Consider the following 11,836-nt stretch of genomic DNA (forward strand, 5'->3'; position numbering starts at 1 on the left):
GATCATGGCAAACACTCTCGGCACCTCCGCCTCCGCCGGCTTCTCGGCCGCCTCCACGCCCGAGGCCCAGGCGCTCTATCGCCGCCGCCGGCGCGGCAATGGGATCCTCCTGTCGCTTTCCGTCGTCGCCACGCTGTTCGGCCTGCTCTGGCTCGTGCTGATCCTGGCGGCGCTGCTCTACAAGGGCGTCAGCGGCCTCTCGGTCGCGGTCTTCACGGAAATGACCCCGCCGCCCGGTTCCGCCGGCGGCCTGCTCAACGCCATCTGGGGCAGCCTGCTGATGACCGTCGGCGGCGTGCTCATCGGTACGCCGATCGGCATCCTCGCCGGCACCTACATGTCGGAGTATGGCCGCGGCAGGAAGCTCACCACCGTGGTCCGCTTCATCAACGACATCCTGCTCGCGGCGCCGTCGATCGTCATCGGCCTGTTCGTCTACGAGGTGATGGTCGTGCAGATGGGCCACTTCTCGGCCTGGGCCGGCTGCGTGGCGCTCGCCATCCTGGTCATCCCGGTCGTCGTCCGCACCACCGAGGACATGCTCAACCTGGTGCCGAACCAGCTGCGCGAGGCGGCCGCCGCGCTCGGCCTGCCGCGCTCGATCATGATCCGGCATGTCGCCTACAAGGCGGCGATGTCGGGCATCGTCACCGGCGTGCTGCTCGCCATCGCCCGCGTCAGCGGCGAGACGGCGCCGCTGCTCTTCACCGCTCTGAACAACCAGTTCTGGAGCTCCGACATGAACTCGCCGATGTCGTCGCTGCCGGTGACGATCTTCCAGTTCGCGCTCTCGCCCTATCAGGACTGGCAGTCGCTGGCCTGGACCGGCGCCCTGCTCATCACCTTCACCGTGCTTGCGCTCAACATCGTTGCGCGCGCCTTCCTCAGCCCCAAGGCTCAAAAATGAACCAGCTCGCGATGAACACCACCGGCTTGGCCGAGAAGGTCTCGATCCGCAACCTGAAGTTCTTCTATGGCGACACCCAGGCGCTGAAGACGATCAACCTGCCGCTCTTCGAGAAAAAGGTCACCGCCTTCATCGGCCCGTCGGGCTGCGGAAAGTCGACCCTGCTGCGCGTGCTGAACCGCATGTACGACCTCTACCCGCGCCAGCGCGCCGAGGGCGAGGTGCTGTTCGACGGCAAGAACGTGCTGGACCCCGACCAGGACCGCAACATGCTGCGCGCCCGCATCGGCATGGTGTTCCAGAAGCCGACGCCGTTCCCGATGTCGATCTACGACAACATCGCCTTCGGCATCCGTCTCTATGAAAGCCTCTCGCGCTCGGAGATGGACGGTCGCGTCGAGGCGGCGCTGACCCGCGCCGCGCTCTGGAACGAGGTCAAGGACAAGCTCAATTCCAGCGGCCTCAGCCTGTCGGGCGGTCAGCAGCAGCGCCTCTGCATCGCCCGCACCATCGCGGTGCGGCCGGAAGTGGTGCTGTTCGACGAGCCCTGTTCGGCGCTCGATCCGATCTCGACCGCTAAGATCGAGGAACTGATCGACGAGCTGACGACCGACTACACGATCGCCATCGTCACCCACAACATGCAGCAGGCGGCGCGCGTCTCCGACTACACCGCCTTCATGTATCTCGGCGAGCTGATCGAGTTCGACGAGACGGCGAAGATCTTCACCTCGCCCAGCGACAAGCGCACCCAGGATTACATCACCGGACGCTTCGGCTGAGGCCGGGCCGGGGGGTAGGAGCACGACATGTCCGAGCATATTGTTTCCCGTTACGATGATGAACTGAACGACGTCGCCCGCCGCATCGCCGAGATGGGCGGCATGGCGGAGCGCCTGGTGGATGTGGCCGTCGGCGCGCTGATGCGGGTCGATACCGAGACCGCCAAGCAGGTGATCGCCGACGACAAGAAGCTCGACGCGCTGCAGCGCGAATGCGAGGAGCGGGCTGTCATGATCATCGCCCGGCGCCAGCCCATGGCGCTGGACCTGCGCGAGGTCATCGGCGTGCAGCGCATCTCGAGCGATCTCGAGCGCATCGGCGACCTGGCCAAGAACATCGCCAAGCGCGTCATGGCGCTGGACGGCCAGTTCCAGTCGAAGCGCTTCAACACCGGCGTCGAGCACATGGCGCAGCTGTCGCTGGCCCAGCTCAAGGACGTGCTGGACGCCTATGCGACCCGCGATGTCGACCAGGCCTACCAGGTCTGGAAGCGCGACGAAGAGATCGACGCCATGTACACGTCGCTCTTCCGCGAGCTCCTCACCTACATGATGGAAGATCCGCGCAACATCACCTTCTGCACGCATCTCCTGTTCTGCGCCAAGAACATCGAGCGCATCGGCGACCACGCCACCAACATCGCCGAGACGATCTACTACGTCGTCAATGGCCGCGTGCTCGAGGAAGACCGTCCGAAGCAGGACGAGTCGAGCACGACCGCCGTCGCGTACGAGCAGAACTGAACCGCGCGCCGAGAGATCCGGATATTTCTTCATGACCCCCCGCGTGATGATCGTCGAGGACGAGGAGGCGCTGAGCCTCCTCCTCCGTTACAATCTTGAAGCCGAGGGCTATGCCGTCGAAGTGGTGCCGCGTGGCGACGATGCCGAGATGCGGCTGCTGGAGACGGTTCCCGACCTGCTGCTGCTCGACTGGATGCTGCCCGGCATCTCCGGCATCGAGCTTTGCCGGCGCCTGCGGGCGCGCGACGCCACCCGCACCCTGCCGGTGATCATGCTGACCGCCCGCGGCGAGGAGCAGGAGCGCATCCGCGGCCTCGCCACCGGCGCCGACGACTATGTGGTGAAGCCGTTCTCTGTGCCGGAGCTGATGGCCCGCGTCCGCGCCATCCTGCGCCGCTCGCGGCCCGAGGTGATCGCGACGCTGCTCAAGGCCGGCGACATCGAGCTCGATCGCGAGACGCACCGCGTCCGTCGTTCCGGCCGCGAGCTGCATCTCGGCCCGACCGAGTTCCGCCTGCTCGAATATCTGATGAAGAGCCCCGGCCGCGTGTTCTCGCGCGAGCAGCTCCTGGACGGGGTCTGGGGGCGCGACGTCTATGTCGACGAGCGCACCGTCGACGTGCATATCGGCCGCCTGCGCAAGGCCGTCAATCGCGGCCGGGTCAAGGATCCGATCCGCACGGTGCGCGGCTCCGGCTATTCCTTCGACGACCAGTTCGCGGCGGCCTAGCCGTCCGCCGGAGCCTTTCGCCTTTCGGGGCGGTTCGCTTCAATCCAAGCCGCGCGGGAACTCCCGGCGCGGCTTTTTGCTGTCCGCGCGACGGACGGCAGTCCCTGGAAACAATTCGGCCGCGCGTCTCCGGGGAGGCGCGCGGCCGAATCGTGTCGCGCCGGGAGGGGGGAGGACCGGCGCGTGGAGAGGATCAGCCTCGGCTCAGGCGCCGACGGCCTTCTTCTGGCGGCGGTCATGCACCGGCTGGTAGGCGACGCGCGAATGATATTCGCAGTACGGGATGCCGGAGTTGGAGCGCTGGCCGCAGAAGTGGAAATCCTCGGAGCTCGGATCGCCGATCGGCCACTTGCAGGTCTGCTCGGTCAGCGTGAGGATCGTGGCGTGCAGGCTGATCGGCACGACCACGTCGTCGGTGCTGGCGGCGCGGACGACGCGGCGCGGCTCCGGCGCCAGCTGGCCGAGCGGCTTCAGCGCCGTGTTGCCGGCGACCATCGGCCTGACCGGATTGGGCCGTCCGGTTGTCGCCGAGCGGCCGCTGCTGGTCGCGGCGGGCTTGCGGGCGCGGGCGACCGGCGTCGAGGCCGGCTTGGCGCGACCGGAGAGGCTCAGCCGATGTACCTTGCCGATGACCGCATTACGCGTTACGCCGCCCAATTCGGAAGCAATCTGGCTCGCACTCAGGCCGTCGGTCCAGAGCTTCTTAAGCAACTCAACCCGTTCGTCCGTCCAAGTCATTAGCGTGTCCTTGTCGGTCGGAGCGATACCCGGAATCCTGTCACGGTCGGCGGCGGGGGATGCACGACGACTGTGAACGCCTTACAAGGGTCAGGGAGAGGTACCTGCTCGATATTTCGTATCTTAACAATTGGTAAAGTACTATATGGCCGGACTCGGTGACAAGAGTCGGCGGGAATCCTAGGTGTGGATCAGCGCGTTTTCCCCAACTTGCGGCCGCATGCCGGAACCGTGAGTCGCGTCAAGCGCTTAGCTGGCGATGGGGCGTCGTCGTCCCCGTTTCGATTGACACAAATCGTCACGACCGTGATATAAGGGCAACGCAAAAAGGTGCTGCCTGCGCTTCGGCCTCGGCGGCACTTTTGATTTTTGGCACCCGTTTCCGTGGTTTTATTCAAGGAGGGGACATGAACGCCCCCGATAGCAACGCAACGAAGACCTCGACCAGCCTGTACAACACCTTTGCGCGCGCGCCGCTCGAGTTCGAGCGAGGTGAAGGGGCCTGGGTCTTCACGCGAGGCGGGGACGCTTATCTCGACTTCTCGGCCGGCATCGCCGTGAATACCCTCGGACACGCCAATCCGGTGCTCGTGCAGGCGCTGACCGAACAGGCCGGCAAGCTCTGGCACACTTCCAACCTGTTCCGCATTCCGGGCCAGGAGCGGCTTGCCGACACGCTCGTCGCCAACACCTTCGCCGACCGGGTGTTCTTCGCGAACTCCGGCGCCGAGGCCAACGAGGCCGCGATCAAGACGGCGCGGCGCTACCACTATGTCAACGGCCAGCCCGAGCGCTTCCGCATCCTGACCGTGGAAGGCGCCTTCCACGGCCGTACGCTCGCGACGCTCGCCGCCGGCGGCCAGCAGAAATATCTCGACGGCTTCGGTCCGAAGGCCGAGGGCTTCGACCAGGTGCCGTTCGGCGACATCGAGCTGGTCAAGGCGGCGGTGACGCCCGAGACCGCCGCGATCATGATCGAGCCGATCCAGGGCGAGGGCGGCGTGCGCGCCTTCCCGAACGCCTTCCTGCGCGAGCTCCGGGCGCTTTGCGACGCCACCGGCATGCTGCTGATCATGGACGAAGTCCAGACCGGCATCGGCCGCACGGGCAAGCTGTTCGCCTATGAGTGGACCGGCATCGCCCCGGACATCCTGACCGCGGCCAAGGGTCTCGGCGGCGGCTTCCCGCTCGGCGCCTGCCTCGCCACCGAGGCGGCCGCCGCAGGCATGACCCCCGGCACGCACGGCACCACCTTCGGCGGCAATCCGCTCGCCATGGCGGTCGGCAACGCCGTGCTCGACGCCGTGCTGGCGGACGGCTTCCTGGAGCATGTGCGCGAGACGGCACGCTATCTGTCGCAGCGCCTCGGCGCGCTCAGGGACAGCCATCCGGACGTCATCGACGACATCCGCGGCGAGGGGCTGCTGGTCGGCCTGCATGCCGTGAAGCCGGTCGCCGACGTGGTGGCGGCGCTGCGCGACCAGCACATGCTGGCTGCCGGTGCAGGCGACAACGTCCTGCGCCTGCTGCCGCCGCTCAACATCGGCAAGGCCGAGGTCGACGCGGCGATCGACAAGCTCGAGGCTGCCTTTACCGCTCTCGAAGCCGGCGCCGCCACGGCGCAGCAGCCGGCGTAAGGGGCGAGGATTTCATCATGGTTCGGCATTTTCTCGACCTGACGGATTTCGACTCCGCCACGCTGCGGCTCATCATGGACGGCGCCAAGCGCATCAAGGCGTCGCGCGCCGGCGCCCTTGATGGCGTCGGTCCGCTCGCCGGCAAGGTGCTGGCGCTCGTGTTCGAGCAGCCCTCGACGCGTACCCGCGTCTCCTTCGATGTCGGCATGCGCGAGCTGGGCGGCCAGACGCTGATGCTGACCGGGGCCGAGATGCAGCTCGGCCGTGGCGAGACCATCGCCGACACGGCGCGCGTCATGTCGCGCTACGTCGACGGCATCATGATCCGCATCCTCGACCATGACTCGCTGATCGAGCTGGCGCAGAACGCGACTGTGCCGGTCATCAACGGTCTGACGCGTCGTTCGCATCCCTGCCAGGTCATGGCCGACATCCTGACCTATGAGGAGCATCGCGGCCCGATCACCGGCAAGACCGTCGCCTGGGTCGGCGACAGCAACAACGTCATGGCCTCGTGGGTGCATGCCTCCGCCCGCTTCGGGTTCCGGATGAAGATCGCGACGCCGGAGGAGTTCGCTCCGGCGCACAGCCTGCTCGACTGGGCGCGCACCAATGGCGGGGAGGTGATCGTCGGCGAGGACGCGCACGAGGCGGCGGCCGATGCCGACTGCATCGTCACCGACACTTGGGTGTCGATGGGTGACAGCGAGGCCGAGCGGCGGCACAATCTGTTGAAGCCCTATCAGGTCAATGCCCGCCTGATGGCGCGCGCCAAGCCGGACGCGCTGTTCATGCACTGCCTGCCCGCCCATCGCGGCGAGGAGGTGACGGCCGAGGTGATGGACGGTCCGCAATCGGTCGTCTTCGACGAGGCCGAGAACCGGCTGCACGCGCAGAAGGGCATCCTGGCCTGGTGCCTGGGCGGTCCGGAGGCTCTTTGATGGAACAGGCTCAACCCACGGACGCCGGCGCGATCAGCGTGGCCGGCGATGACGCCGTGCTGCCCTTCGCCGTCGAGGGGCTCGACGTGCGCGGCCGCGCCATCCAGATGGGGCCGGCGCTGTCGGCCCTTCTCGCCCGTCACGACTATCCGCTGCCGGTCTCCAAGCTGCTCGGCGAGGCGGTCGTGCTGGCCGTGCTTCTCGGCTCGTCGCTGAAGTTCCAGGGCCAGTTCCTGCTGCAGACGCAGACCGACGGTCCCGTCGACATGCTGGTCGTCGATTTTCGCACGCCGGGCGACATCCGCGCCTATGCCCGTTTCGACAAGGAGCGGGTGGCGGCGATGCAGGAGGAGGGCACGCTGAAGCCCGAGCTGCTGCTCGGCAACGGCATCCTCGCCATGACCATCGACCAGGGCGCCCATACCAGCCGCTACCAGGGCATCGTCAAGCTCGACGGCGCCAGCCTCGAGGACGTGGCGCACGCCTATTTCGCCCAGTCCGAGCAGATCCCGACCATCGTCCGCCTGGCGGTAGCCGAGATGATGACGCGCGAGGATGGCGGCCCGGCGCATAGCTGGCGCGCCGGCGGCATGCTGGTGCAGTTCCTGCCCCAGTCGGGCGCCAAGCACCGGGACCTGCCCGCCGGCGACGTGCCCGGCGGCCATCTGGCGGAAGCGGAGAACGACGCCTGGGCCGAGGCGACCTCGCTGGTCCAGACGGTGCAGGACCACGAGCTGATCGACCCCGAGGTGCCGGTCGAACGGCTGCTCTACCGCCTGTTCCACGAGCGCGGCGTGCGTGTGTTCGAGCCGTCGGCCGTGCGCGATCAGTGCTCCTGCTCGCGCGATCGCATCGAGGGCGTGCTGCGCGGCTTCTCCGCCGAGGAGATCACCGACAGCATCGAGGACGGCGAGATTTCCGTCACCTGCGAATTCTGCAGCGCCAAATACAGCTTCGAGCCGCAGGAATTCCTGGGCTGATGTCGGTGCCCTGATCGCCCCGCGTCCGGCTCAGTGCAGGACGCGGGCGGCGTTCGGGATGTCGAGCGAGAAGGCGGGAATGTCGACGGAGAACATCTCGCCGTCGTCGGTCTGCATCTGGTAGGTGCCGACCATGATGCCGGACGGCGTCGAGAGCGGGCAGCCGCTCGTGTATTCGAAGCTTTCCCCCGGCTTCAGCGAGGGCTCCTTGCCGACCACGCCGATGCCGCGCACTTCCTCGGTGCGGCCGCGACCATCGGTGATCTTCCAGCAGCGCGACCGCAGGCGGACGTTCTCGAGCCCGAGATTCAGGATCTCGATCGTGTAGGCCCAGACATAGCGACCCTCGCTCGGCGCGGAATCATCCTCGACGAAACGGGGCTGCACGGTCACCTGGATCGATCGCGTGACGCTGCGGTACATGGTCTTTCTCGGCAATGGTCCGTGGCTCTTACCCCCGGCCGAGCCGGCGCGTCAATCGCGCCCGGCGCCGCAGCCCTGTGCGTTTCGCTTTCGCCAGTATTGATACGGCAGCCGTACACGTTTCACGCGTCCGGAGCCTGCGCTATAGTTCCGCGCGTGGTGAATCGAGCTAGCACAGCGAGCTGGGCAAAAGGAAGACGTGCATGCTGAAGGAATTCAAGGAGTTTGCTCTCAAGGGCAACGTGGTCGATCTGGCCATCGGTATCATCATCGGCGCCGCCTTCAGCGGCCTCGTCAATTCGATCGTCAACGACATCATCATGCCGATCATCGGTGTGATCACCGGCGGCATCGACTACACCAACAAGTTCATCCAGCTCGCCGGCGAGAAGCAGACCACGCTTGACGCGGCGCGCAAGGCCGGCGCCACCGTCGCCTATGGCAACTTCCTGACGCTGCTCATCAATTTCATCATCGTCGCCTGGATCCTGTTCCTGATCGTCAAGGGCATGAACCGGATGAAGCGCGAGAAGGCGGCCGAGCCGGCGCCGCCGCCGGCGACGCCCGAGGACGTGGCGCTGCTGCGCGACATCCGCGACCTGCTGGCCAAGCAGAAGGCCGGTTGATCCTCCGCGCCATTCGACGCGACGAGACGGCGGCCTCTGGCCGCCGTTTTGTCTTGGTTGCGTGCTAGACGGCACGATCATCCCATGGCGCTGCGGCGTGGGGCCCGCGCCATCAGCCATTTGGAACAACGCGTGACACTCCATCCCGTACTGAAGACACTGCGTCCGGAAGCGAGCGAGGCGCCGGAGAGCGGCATCGTCGAGGTCTTCAACTACGGCCGCGACCGCGCCGGCCTGATCCCGCTCTGGGTCGGCGAGGGCGACCTGCCGACGCCCGCCTTCATCAGCGAGGCGGCGCAGGCGGCCCTCTCGGCCGGCGAGACCTTCTACACGCACCAGCGCGGCATTCCGGAGCTGCGCCAGGCGCTGGCCGACTATCACGCCCGCGTCTATGGCCGCCCGTTCGACGTCGATCGCTTCTTCGTCACGTCGGGCGGCATGCCGGCGATCCAGATCGCGCTGCGCATGGTCGCCGGGCAGGGCGACGAGGTCGTCGTGCCGACGCCGGCCTGGCCGAACTTCGCCGCCGCCGCCGAGGTGGGTGGAGCCACGGTCGTCGAGGTGCCGCTCACCTATGGCAATGCCGGCTGGACGCTCGACCTCGACCGCTATTTCGACGCGGTGACGCCGCGCACCAAGGCGCTGTTCCTCAATTCGCCCTGCAACCCGACCGGCTGGACGGCGACGCGCGAGGAGCTTCAGGCGATCCTCGACTTCGCGCGGGCGCGCGGTCTCTGGATCGTGTCGGACGAGGTCTATACGCGGTTCTTCTACGAGGGGAATCGCGCGCCGTCCTTCTACGACATCATGGAAGCCGACGACCGCATCCTCTTCGTCAACACCATGTCGAAGAACTGGGCGATGACCGGCTGGCGGGTCGGCTGGATCGCGGCGCCGCCGGCGCTCGGCCAGGTGATCGAGAACCTCGTCCAGTATTCGAGCTCGGGCACGCCGAAATTCCTGCAGCGCGGCGCCGTCGCGGCGCTGGAGCAGGGCGACGCCTTCATCGACTTTCAGCGCAAGCGGGCGACTGAGGCCCGCGAGATCGTCTGTTCCGGCCTCGAGCGCACAGGCCGGGTGCGACTGGTCCGGCCGGCCGGCGCCTTCTACGCCTTCTTCGCCGTCGACGGCGAGCCCGACACCCGGGCGCTGGCCTTGCGCCTCGTCGACGAGGCCGGTGTCGGCCTGGCGCCGGGCGGGGCTTTCGGCGCCGGCGGCGACGGCTTCATGCGGCTTTGCTATTTGCGCGATCTCGACCAGATCCGCGAAGCGACGCGGCGCCTGGCCGATTGGCTGGCGAGATAGGCGCAGGCTGACCCCCGCCGTCCCTTGGACATGCAGAGGCCCGTCGATCCGTCGGCGGGCCTTTTCTCATGGCGCCTTAGGCTCGCGCGTCGCTGGCGGCGGCTCGATGCCGAGGGTGGCGCGCAGATGCGCCCAGGTCGCGCGCTCGAACCGCTCGGGCCAATCGACGCCGAGGCGTGCCGCCATCCGCCGCGCCCGCGGCAGGTAGAGCGCCGCATAGGCGAGATACGCGGCGATGAGCGCGTCGCGCTCGGCCACCAGCGGGGGCAGGGCGGCGAGCGCCTGCTTCTGCTCGGCCGTGATCAGCCGGTTCAGATGCAGCGCGCCGCCGCGATGCGGCGCGGCCGTTTCCTCGACCAGGAGATCGACGATCAGCGTTCGCAGGTGCAGCAGGCCGGTGACCGAGTTGAAGTATTCGGCCCGCCCCATCGCCAGCGGCAGCAGGCCAAGGATGCGGAGGAACTCCTCGATCTGCCAGAGCAGGCGCTCCGGGCTCGGCCCCGGCTTTGCGGCGGCTTCCGGCAACGCGCCGAAGAGCAGGTCGTGGTCGAAGAGGATCTTGAGCCCGTCGCGCGTCCGCCGGGTGATTTCCGGCGGGGTCGCGAAGTCGGCGTCGATCCGGAGCCACTCCGCCGTGATGGCGTTGACGAGGCTCGGCTTGACCTGCCGGTCGCGCCACAGGACGATTTCGCCGACCGCTGCCACCGCGCCGCGCCAAAGTGCCACGACGGTATCCGTCGCGCCGTCGTCGGCGACGACGAGGAAGTCGAGATCGCTATAGGCGTCCTCGAGGCCGGCGCCATAGCTGCCGCTGAGCGCCAGCGCGCGGATGCGCGGCTCCGCCACGAGCGCATCGGCGATGACACGAATGGCGGTGGTCGCGGTTTCCGGCGCGGGCGTTCGATCGGTCATGCGGCAGGCACTCCGTCTCGGCTGCGGCCCAGGGGTGCGCGGGCACCAGGGGGCGCCGGCGAGCCTAGCAGCCGGCCGGAATTGTGCAATCAGCCCCCGGGTTGACGCGCCAACGACCGGCCCGCAGACTTCTTGCCATGACCGATGCGTCCCCAGTCCTGACCGATGCGGAGATCGAAGGCTTCGTCGCCAACGGCTTCGTGCGCCTCGATGCGGCCTTCCCGTCGGAGACGGCGCTGGCCGCGAGGGCCATCCTCTGGCGCGATACCGGCTGCAATCCGGGTGATCCGTCGAGCTGGACGCGACCGGTGGTGCGGCTCGGCGAATATGGCGCGCCGCCTTTTGCCGAGGCGGCCAACGCGCCCCGCCTGCGCGCGGCGTTCGACCAACTCGTGGGCGAAGGCCGGTGGCTCCCGCGCAGGACGCTCGGCAGCTTTCCGATCCGCTTCCCGAGCGAACAGGATCCGGGCGATGCCGGCTGGCACGTCGACGCGAGCTTCCCCGGCAGCGATCCCGTCAACTATCTCGCCTGGTGCATCAATGCGCAGTCGAAAGGGCGGGCCCTGCTGATGCTCTTCCTGTTCTCGGATGTGAGCGAAGCCGATGCGCCGACACGCATCCGCGTCGGCTCGCATCGCGACGTCGCCCGCGTCCTGGCGCCGGAAGGCGAGGCGGGTCTCGACTTCATGGAGCTCGCCGGGAGGCTCGCCGTCACGGAGGGGCGGGGAGAGACGCTGGCGACTGGTCCGGCGGGAACCGTCTATCTCTGCCATCCGCTCCTGGCCCACGCGGCACAGCCACATCGCGGCCATGTGCCCCGCTTCATGGCCCAGCCGCCCCTGCTGCCGCGCGGACCGCTCGATCCGTGGCGCGCGGACGGCGCCGCCTCGCCGGTCGAGCGCGCCATTCGCCTGGCACTCGAAGCGGGTGCCTAGCGTCCCGCTTCGTGCTTGCCAAGCGCCCCTTGCTCGGCTAGAGCTTCCGCTTACATCAAGAGTTGGGCCGACGCCCGACGCCAACCTGCCTTTCCGGGCAAGGTGGCACTCCCGCAAGGGAGGATGTGGCCGATCCGGCAATCATACGGACCCAGTCACGCGTCGGCCTCCAGGAA

General features: G+C 67.7%; 13 protein-coding genes and 1 riboswitch. Of the genes, 10 read left to right on the top strand and 3 right to left on the bottom strand.

Annotated features, from left to right (window positions below; translation table 11 throughout):
• The first annotated feature begins 4 nt into the window (after positions 1–4).
• The 4 genes from pstA to phoB are packed head-to-tail and all read left to right on the top strand — an operon-like array spanning position 5 to position 3,163.
• Positions 5–907, top strand: coding sequence for a phosphate ABC transporter permease PstA (gene pstA, locus G539_RS0105705; protein WP_035830452.1), 903 nt, complete (start codon positions 5–7; stop codon positions 905–907).
• Positions 904–1,689: a phosphate ABC transporter ATP-binding protein PstB gene (pstB, locus tag G539_RS0105710; protein ID WP_029074350.1), complete on the top strand. Its 786-nt coding sequence runs from the start codon at positions 904–906 to the stop codon at positions 1,687–1,689. Before pstA ends, pstB begins: the two co-directional genes overlap by 4 nt.
• A 27-nt stretch (positions 1,690–1,716) precedes the next feature.
• Positions 1,717–2,433, top strand: coding sequence for a phosphate signaling complex protein PhoU (gene phoU / locus G539_RS0105715; RefSeq protein WP_029074351.1), 717 nt, complete (start codon positions 1,717–1,719; stop codon positions 2,431–2,433).
• A gap of 31 nt (positions 2,434–2,464) precedes the next feature.
• Positions 2,465–3,163 carry a phosphate regulon transcriptional regulator PhoB gene (gene phoB, locus G539_RS0105720; RefSeq protein ID WP_029074352.1) on the top strand — a complete coding sequence of 233 codons (699 nt, stop codon included), beginning with the start codon at positions 2,465–2,467 and terminating at the stop codon, positions 3,161–3,163.
• Positions 3,164–3,367: 204 nt separating this feature from the next.
• Here the strand turns inward: phoB and G539_RS0105725 are convergent, their stop codons facing one another.
• On the bottom strand, positions 3,368–3,901 hold the full coding sequence (locus G539_RS0105725) for a GcrA family cell cycle regulator (RefSeq protein WP_029074353.1): 534 nt from the start codon (positions 3,899–3,901) through the stop codon (positions 3,368–3,370).
• A 407-nt stretch (positions 3,902–4,308) separates the two neighbouring features.
• Between G539_RS0105725 and G539_RS0105730 the strand changes: the two genes are divergently transcribed.
• The 3 genes from G539_RS0105730 to G539_RS0105740 are packed head-to-tail and all read left to right on the top strand — an operon-like array spanning position 4,309 to position 7,459.
• Entirely contained in the window at positions 4,309–5,538 is a 1,230-nt protein-coding gene (locus tag G539_RS0105730; RefSeq protein ID WP_035830456.1) for an aspartate aminotransferase family protein, read from the top strand.
• 17 nt (positions 5,539–5,555) lie between these two features.
• Positions 5,556–6,479: an ornithine carbamoyltransferase gene (argF, locus tag G539_RS0105735; protein ID WP_029074355.1), complete on the top strand. Its 924-nt coding sequence runs from the start codon at positions 5,556–5,558 to the stop codon at positions 6,477–6,479.
• Positions 6,479–7,459 (top strand): Hsp33 family molecular chaperone, encoded by a 981-nt coding sequence (locus G539_RS0105740; protein ID WP_029074356.1) that lies wholly within the window; start codon positions 6,479–6,481, stop codon positions 7,457–7,459. Before argF ends, G539_RS0105740 begins: the two co-directional genes overlap by 1 nt.
• Positions 7,460–7,489: 30 nt before the next feature.
• Here the strand turns inward: G539_RS0105740 and apaG are convergent, their stop codons facing one another.
• On the bottom strand, positions 7,490–7,882 hold the full coding sequence (apaG, locus tag G539_RS0105745; protein ID WP_029074357.1) for a Co2+/Mg2+ efflux protein ApaG: 393 nt from the start codon (positions 7,880–7,882) through the stop codon (positions 7,490–7,492).
• 203 nt (positions 7,883–8,085) lie between these two features.
• On the opposite strand from apaG, the gene mscL reads away from it, so the two are divergent.
• On the top strand, positions 8,086–8,508 hold the full coding sequence (gene mscL, locus G539_RS0105750; RefSeq protein ID WP_029074358.1) for a large conductance mechanosensitive channel protein MscL: 423 nt from the start codon (positions 8,086–8,088) through the stop codon (positions 8,506–8,508).
• Between the two features lie 150 nt (positions 8,509–8,658).
• Positions 8,659–9,813: a pyridoxal phosphate-dependent aminotransferase gene (locus G539_RS0105755; RefSeq protein ID WP_210162799.1), complete on the top strand. Its 1,155-nt coding sequence runs from the start codon at positions 8,659–8,661 to the stop codon at positions 9,811–9,813.
• 66 nt (positions 9,814–9,879) lie between these two features.
• On the opposite strand, the gene G539_RS0105760 is transcribed toward G539_RS0105755, so the two are convergent.
• Positions 9,880–10,725, bottom strand: a complete 846-nt coding sequence (locus G539_RS0105760; protein ID WP_051231130.1) for a nucleotidyltransferase family protein — start codon at positions 10,723–10,725, stop codon at positions 9,880–9,882.
• Positions 10,726–10,862: 137 nt separating this feature from the next.
• On the opposite strand from G539_RS0105760, the gene G539_RS0105765 reads away from it, so the two are divergent.
• Positions 10,863–11,660, top strand: coding sequence for a phytanoyl-CoA dioxygenase family protein (locus G539_RS0105765; protein ID WP_029074361.1), 798 nt, complete (start codon positions 10,863–10,865; stop codon positions 11,658–11,660).
• Positions 11,661–11,707: 47 nt separating this feature from the next.
• A riboswitch (SAM-I-IV-variant riboswitch) is annotated at positions 11,708–11,815 on the top strand.
• Positions 11,816–11,836 lie beyond the last annotated feature (21 nt).

Origin of the sequence: Kaistia adipata DSM 17808 (assembly GCF_000423225.1) — a bacterium.
Taxonomy (GTDB): Bacteria; Pseudomonadota; Alphaproteobacteria; order Rhizobiales; family Kaistiaceae; genus Kaistia; species Kaistia adipata.

Excerpts from the sequence above, each read along its gene's own strand:
- pstA (WP_035830452.1), top strand. The coding sequence starts at position 5 with ATGGCAAACACTCTCGGCACCTCCGCCTCCGCCGGCTTCTCGGCCGCC.
- pstB (WP_029074350.1), top strand. The coding sequence starts at position 904 with ATGAACCAGCTCGCGATGAACACCACCGGCTTGGCCGAGAAGGTCTCG.
- phoU (WP_029074351.1), top strand. The coding sequence starts at position 1,717 with ATGTCCGAGCATATTGTTTCCCGTTACGATGATGAACTGAACGACGTC.
- phoB (WP_029074352.1), top strand. The coding sequence starts at position 2,465 with ATGACCCCCCGCGTGATGATCGTCGAGGACGAGGAGGCGCTGAGCCTC.
- G539_RS0105725 (WP_029074353.1), bottom strand. The coding sequence starts at position 3,901 with ATGACTTGGACGGACGAACGGGTTGAGTTGCTTAAGAAGCTCTGGACC.
- G539_RS0105730 (WP_035830456.1), top strand. The coding sequence starts at position 4,309 with ATGAACGCCCCCGATAGCAACGCAACGAAGACCTCGACCAGCCTGTAC.
- argF (WP_029074355.1), top strand. The coding sequence starts at position 5,556 with ATGGTTCGGCATTTTCTCGACCTGACGGATTTCGACTCCGCCACGCTG.
- G539_RS0105740 (WP_029074356.1), top strand. The coding sequence starts at position 6,479 with ATGGAACAGGCTCAACCCACGGACGCCGGCGCGATCAGCGTGGCCGGC.
- apaG (WP_029074357.1), bottom strand. The coding sequence starts at position 7,882 with ATGTACCGCAGCGTCACGCGATCGATCCAGGTGACCGTGCAGCCCCGT.
- mscL (WP_029074358.1), top strand. The coding sequence starts at position 8,086 with ATGCTGAAGGAATTCAAGGAGTTTGCTCTCAAGGGCAACGTGGTCGAT.
- G539_RS0105760 (WP_051231130.1), bottom strand. The coding sequence starts at position 10,725 with ATGACCGATCGAACGCCCGCGCCGGAAACCGCGACCACCGCCATTCGT.
- G539_RS0105765 (WP_029074361.1), top strand. The coding sequence starts at position 10,863 with ATGACCGATGCGTCCCCAGTCCTGACCGATGCGGAGATCGAAGGCTTC.